We start from the raw sequence: 5074 nt of genomic DNA, 5'->3' as shown, positions 1-5074 counted from the left end.
GTGCCCCGGACCTCCCTCGAGGGCACGATCCAGAACGACATCCTCAAGGAGTTCATCGCCCAGAAGGAGTTCCTCTTCCCGCCCGAGCCGTCGATGCGCCTGGTCACCGACACGATCGAGTTCGGGACGCGCGAGATGCCGCGCTGGAACACGATCAGCATCAGCGGCTATCATATTCGCGAGGCCGGGGCGACGGCGGTGCAGGAGCTGGCCTTTACCCTGGCCGATGGCCTGACGTATGTCGAGGCCGCGCTGGCGCGCGGACTGCACATTGATGAGTTCGCGCCCCGTCTCTCGTTCTTCTTCGACGTGCATAACGATTTCTTCGAGGAGATTGCCAAGTTCCGCGCCGGGCGTCGCCTGTGGGCAAAGCTGATGCGCGAACGCTACGGCGCGAAAAATCCGCGCTCCTGGATGCTGCGCTGCCACGCGCAGACCGCCGGGGTCTCCCTGACCGCGCAGCAGCCGGATAACAATATCGTGCGCACCGCCATCCAGGCCCTGGCGGCGGTTCTCGGCGGCACGAATTCGCTGCACACGAACTCACTCGACGAGGCCCTGGCCCTGCCGACGGAACAGGCGGCGCTGATCGCCCTGCGCACCCAGCAGATCATCGCCTCCGAAAGCGGCGTGGTCAATACGGTCGATCCGCTCGGCGGCTCCTATTTCGTCGAGGCTCTGACCGATCAGACCGAGCAGGCGGCGATGGATTATATTGCGCGCATCGAGTCGCTGGGCGGCGTGCTGGCCTGCATTCAGAATGGCTTCTTCCAGCGCGAAATCGCCGAATCGGCCTATCGCTACCAGCAAGAGATCGATACGCATAAGCGCACGATTGTCGGCGTCAATGACTACCTCATGAACGAAGAGATCAAAGTTCCCACTCTCTATATCGACCGCGTAGGCGAGAAGGCACACCTGGAGCGCCTGAACCGCGTGCGGCGCGAGCGCGACCAGGCCGCCGTGCGGCGCGCACTGGATAATCTGCGCCGCGTGGCTGAAGGCACCGAGAATACCATGCCTGCGATCATCGAGGCGGTGAAAGCCTACGCCACGCTGGGCGAGATCATGGATGTGTTCCGCTCGGTCTTTGGCGAATATATGGAGCCAGCGGTGTTCTAAAAGCCATACTCACAATCGCTTGAATGGCTTCCTTTCCAGGAGGAAATCGCTAACGACGATTGAGAGCCTTTGCACCGCTTTCTCTTGTCGGCAAAAACAGCTTTAGTGCAAGGAGGATTGGTATCCTCTTTGCATTTCTTATTTCTATTGAAAATTATCTATAAATATGCTAAATTAGCTATGATTTAACGTAATCGATTAGGTGATGTGTATTTCAGTTTTCTATCGTAAAGCGAGCAAAGAAGTATGTCGCAATCAGAACAACTACAGCTCATTTTTGGATTTGCGGGTATATCTACTGCATCGCTGGCGTTTATCGTTGGTTTATACGCATTTTTTGATAGTCACTCAAGGCTTCAAGAGAGTGCCTACAATATCGTAACGACCATCTTTCTTTTTAGTTTATCGACATTGCTAATAGTGGTATCACTCATTATAACTGCTAACGATGTTATTTCTGTAGGATTAGATTTTGCCGAAATTGGATTAATAACATTCGCAATAGGATGGCTGCTTCTCTTTAGAACCTTTTTTTTACTTTACGGTAGAGTTTCTCATATGAGAGACAGGCGCTTTTTAAAGTATGTATTTCCTTTCAGTATAATCAATAATCTGCGCTCAAAAAAGTATGCCCTGACAGTCAGGCCACGCAGTTCATTTAGCCTGGAGCCCTATTCTCTCACTTCCGAAGAGATTAAAATCATCAGTCAAGGGTACAGCTTTCTTTTTGTAGGGCCACGATATTTAACTTTTCAACTTATGGCCATAGACATCCTTACAGATGGAGTGAATAATGGGGAAACAGCAAATTATGTTTGCTGCGACCGTCCCCCGTATCAAGTATGGGGATGGTTTAAAAGAGGCAATTCTTTATCTGCAAACTTATTTCGGCACATCATCTTGATAGATGCGTTTTCGCCTCATTTAGGGTACGATGACGAGGTTTTGAAAGATGCAAACGAAGAGGTCGAAAGAGAGGGAGTGACTATCATTTTAGGCAAAGGCATGGCTGGAGTTCATTCGGCTGGCAATACTGCCTGGTATAAAACAAAAAACATATTAAAAAAAGAAGGTTTAAAATATAGAATTCCAAATAGAATTGTATACGACAATCTTTCATCTCTAGCAAGCGTTTCATCCTGTAGTTTAGTACGCTCGTTTTATCAGCATTGTATTGCATCCGAGCGAAAATATGGAATGATAACTATTTTTATCGAATTTGATGATACAGACCCAGAAATATTGTCTGCGATAGAAAGTGTCGTGGATGCTATTCTTATTTTTTCCTTAGATGAAAAAACGAGAGAAGTTCAAGTAGAGGCGAAAAAATTATCAGCAATTGATTTAGCAAAACATGCTGGCAGAAGAGTTTGGAAATCTAAAAGATACCTGTAATTTGGACGTTTAGAGGAAAAAGAGGATGGAATATGCTGAAAATTTTCATCTCTGGCTTAACAGCGGCGGGGAAAACTACTCACGCAAAGTTGCTAGCTTCAAACTATAATTTGCAATATGTTTCAGCCTCCAACATTCTTTTGAAGCGCGCTAATATTAATACCAGTACCCTCTCAAAAGGATTCTGGGTTAGCCCGGCAGCATCAGCCTTGCAATCTCAACGAAGCAGCGACCGATCTATTGACATTTGGGTTGATCAACAAATGATCGAAGCAGCAGCCTATACCAGGGACGCGATATTCGATAGCTGGGGAATGCCCTGGCTAAGCGCAGAGCCAGGTCTACGTATCTGGCTGGAGTCCTCCATCCTTTCGAGATGGTGGAAGGCCATTATATCTCAGGACTCTTATGCAGATAACGATTCACATAGAATTCTCACAGAGATGAATAAGAAAGATAATTTTACGCGTGAATATTTTCTTTCAAATTATGGATTTGACCTATTTCAAGATTACGAAGTGTTTGACTATGTTCTTGACATTACGGCTTTCATCTCTGCTCCTACTCTTGAAGCCTCAAAGCTGAGTATAAGTAAATCTCACGCACTGATTATAGCAATCGTCAAATATCACATAAGTCAAAGTAGCGAAGATTTTAAAAATTTGCACAACCAAATAATAAAATACGGCAAGGGAATCTTTAAAAAATCCCCTCTTGGTCTTGATCCATAGACACATGCAAGTAACCTGGTATTGAAGAACCCTTAGCGAAAGACAATGCCTGGTGCTTAAAACAGGCCAATTTGGCCCTTCAGATCGCTCGGTTTTTGGTAAACGATGTGACCTTTTAAAGTGACCAGAATACCTGCTAAACGATCAAGATCCCTTTCTGATAAAAGATGTTGACTTAAAGAAAGAATCATATTATTATATAACTTATAAGCTAATTTGTAACGGTGAGTTTTCTTGGGAGGGGTTATTATATGCAAAATTCGATCTATAAGGTTGGAGCTATCATTTTTAATGACAGAAAACAAATTTTAGTAGTACGGAAACTCTTTAAAGATCGCACAGAGTTTATAATTCCAGGTGGAAAACAAGAAAAGGATGAAAATGATGAACAAACTTTGTCTAGAGAATTAAAAGAAGAGCTGGGAATTTCGGTTAAAGCATTTTCTTTCTTTGGCAGGTTTAACGAGCAAGCGATTTTCGAAAATATCCCTTTAGTTATGAGTGTTTACTACGTCGATATCGATGGTCAACCATCACCTCAATCAGAAATTAAAGAATATGTGTGGATCGATCGCGACTACAAAAGTAAGGGATATTTGCTTGGCTCTGTGTTATCTAAACATATTATACCAACCCTTATCTCAAGAGGACAAATGTAGTTTTTCAGAGGTATTGTGGAGTATACACCAATGAATCCATCTGCTATTTCTCAGCAAGAAGTCGCTGTTCTTTTTTCAGGCGGCAGAGACTCCTCGCTTGCCGCCTGTATTTATGCGTTAAAAAATTATAAAGTTCATCTTATTAGCTTTATAAGCGGAATAGGCATCAAAAGCGAGATTTCCGAGTATAGATTTAAGGAATTAAAAGAGATGTTTCCCGAGCATATTATGGGTAGAGTATTTATACCAATTTTTGGTTTATTTAGACGTATAGCAATACTTAATATAGAAAACGATTTTGCGAAGTATAAATATAATCTTATCCTCGTTGGTGAAAAAATGGCTATGCATGCAGCAGCTATAGTTTATTGTTTAAAACGCAATATTGTACTGATTGCTGATGGTACCAGCGGCTATCAAGAGGATATGCCGGAGCAAATGCCAGAGGCTATTAATGAATTCCGTGAGCTACATCGAGCGTATGGTATTGAGTACATGACACCGATACGGCGTTTCCATAGTGATGATGAAGTTAAATACACATTAATGGAGATAGGTATTAGTACAAAATCTTTAGAAGGCATCTCTATCTTCGCTGAGTCATTTTCTAAACCTTCACCTGATATATTGAGAGCTTATATTAGAGAAAAGCTACCTTTATGTAGAGAATTTATAAATCTTATGCAGGGAAATATCGACGATACAAGCTCTGACACCCTGGTTACAGTGACAGATCCCTTACATTAGTCCTGACACATAAAGCCTCGACTCCTAAAATCTCTCTCCCCTGGCAAAAAGGGAATTTGCCGCAACAAAGAGGGAGACCTTCTTACCTGCTCTCACTTATTGGCTTTAAAATTACGATTGGAAATTCCCGCGTGGTGCGCGTGCGATATTCGGTGTATTGAGGACGCACGGCGACCAGCTTTTGCCAGAGATGCTGATATTGCTCGCCTGTGGCTATTTCGGCGATTACCTCGTAATGCTGCCGGCCCGCCTGGACCTGCGCGCGCGGGTTGGCCTTGAGGTTCCAGTACCACGCCGGATGGTGAGGCTGGCCGTTGTTGGAGGCGCAGATGATCATGTCCTCGCCATCGCGCACGTAGAGAAGCGTGTGCGTGCGCTTCTGGCCGGTCTTGCGTCCGGTGGTGTGCAGAAGCAACATAG

6 protein-coding genes are annotated in these 5074 nt (G+C 44.8%); 5 read left to right on the top strand and 1 reads right to left on the bottom strand.

Features of this window, described 5'->3' with window-relative positions; translation table 11 throughout:
- From VFA52_00030 to VFA52_00010, 5 genes are all read left to right on the top strand, one after another.
- Window positions 1-1122, top strand: a 1122-nt coding sequence (locus tag VFA52_00030; GenBank protein HZS42604.1) for a methylmalonyl-CoA mutase family protein, incomplete at its 5' end; no start/stop codon positions are given.
- Between the two features lie 246 nt (window positions 1123-1368).
- Complete coding sequence (locus tag VFA52_00025) at window positions 1369-2517, top strand: hypothetical protein (protein ID HZS42603.1); 1149 nt, start codon at window positions 1369-1371, stop codon at window positions 2515-2517.
- A gap of 32 nt (window positions 2518-2549) precedes the next feature.
- Complete coding sequence (locus VFA52_00020) at window positions 2550-3248, top strand: hypothetical protein (protein ID HZS42602.1); 699 nt, start codon at window positions 2550-2552, stop codon at window positions 3246-3248.
- 251 nt (window positions 3249-3499) lie between these two features.
- Window positions 3500-3907: an NUDIX domain-containing protein gene (locus tag VFA52_00015; protein ID HZS42601.1), complete on the top strand. Its 408-nt coding sequence runs from the start codon at window positions 3500-3502 to the stop codon at window positions 3905-3907.
- Window positions 3908-3937: 30 nt separating this feature from the next.
- A complete protein-coding gene (locus VFA52_00010; protein HZS42600.1) occupies window positions 3938-4654 on the top strand; it encodes a hypothetical protein in 717 nt (238 codons plus the stop codon).
- Window positions 4655-4736: 82 nt separating this feature from the next.
- Here VFA52_00010 and VFA52_00005 read toward each other — a convergent pair.
- On the bottom strand, window positions 4737-5074 hold a 338-nt coding region (locus VFA52_00005; GenBank protein ID HZS42599.1), incomplete at its 5' end, for a nitroreductase family deazaflavin-dependent oxidoreductase.

The organism is Candidatus Paceibacterota bacterium, from assembly GCA_035652395.1.
Lineage (GTDB): Bacteria > Patescibacteriota > Minisyncoccia > Phycocordibacterales > CAJBRS01 > JADGRH01.
The sequence above is the reverse complement of the archived record's forward strand: the minus strand, read 5'-3'. Positions and strand labels throughout refer to the sequence as shown.

Bases quoted from the DNA above. Each gene is read 5' to 3' on its own strand.
- VFA52_00025 (HZS42603.1), top strand. From the start codon at position 1,369: ATGTCGCAATCAGAACAACTACAGCTCATTTTTGGATTTGCGGGTATA.
- VFA52_00020 (HZS42602.1), top strand. From the start codon at position 2,550: ATGCTGAAAATTTTCATCTCTGGCTTAACAGCGGCGGGGAAAACTACT.
- VFA52_00015 (HZS42601.1), top strand. From the start codon at position 3,500: ATGCAAAATTCGATCTATAAGGTTGGAGCTATCATTTTTAATGACAGA.
- VFA52_00010 (HZS42600.1), top strand. From the start codon at position 3,938: ATGAATCCATCTGCTATTTCTCAGCAAGAAGTCGCTGTTCTTTTTTCA.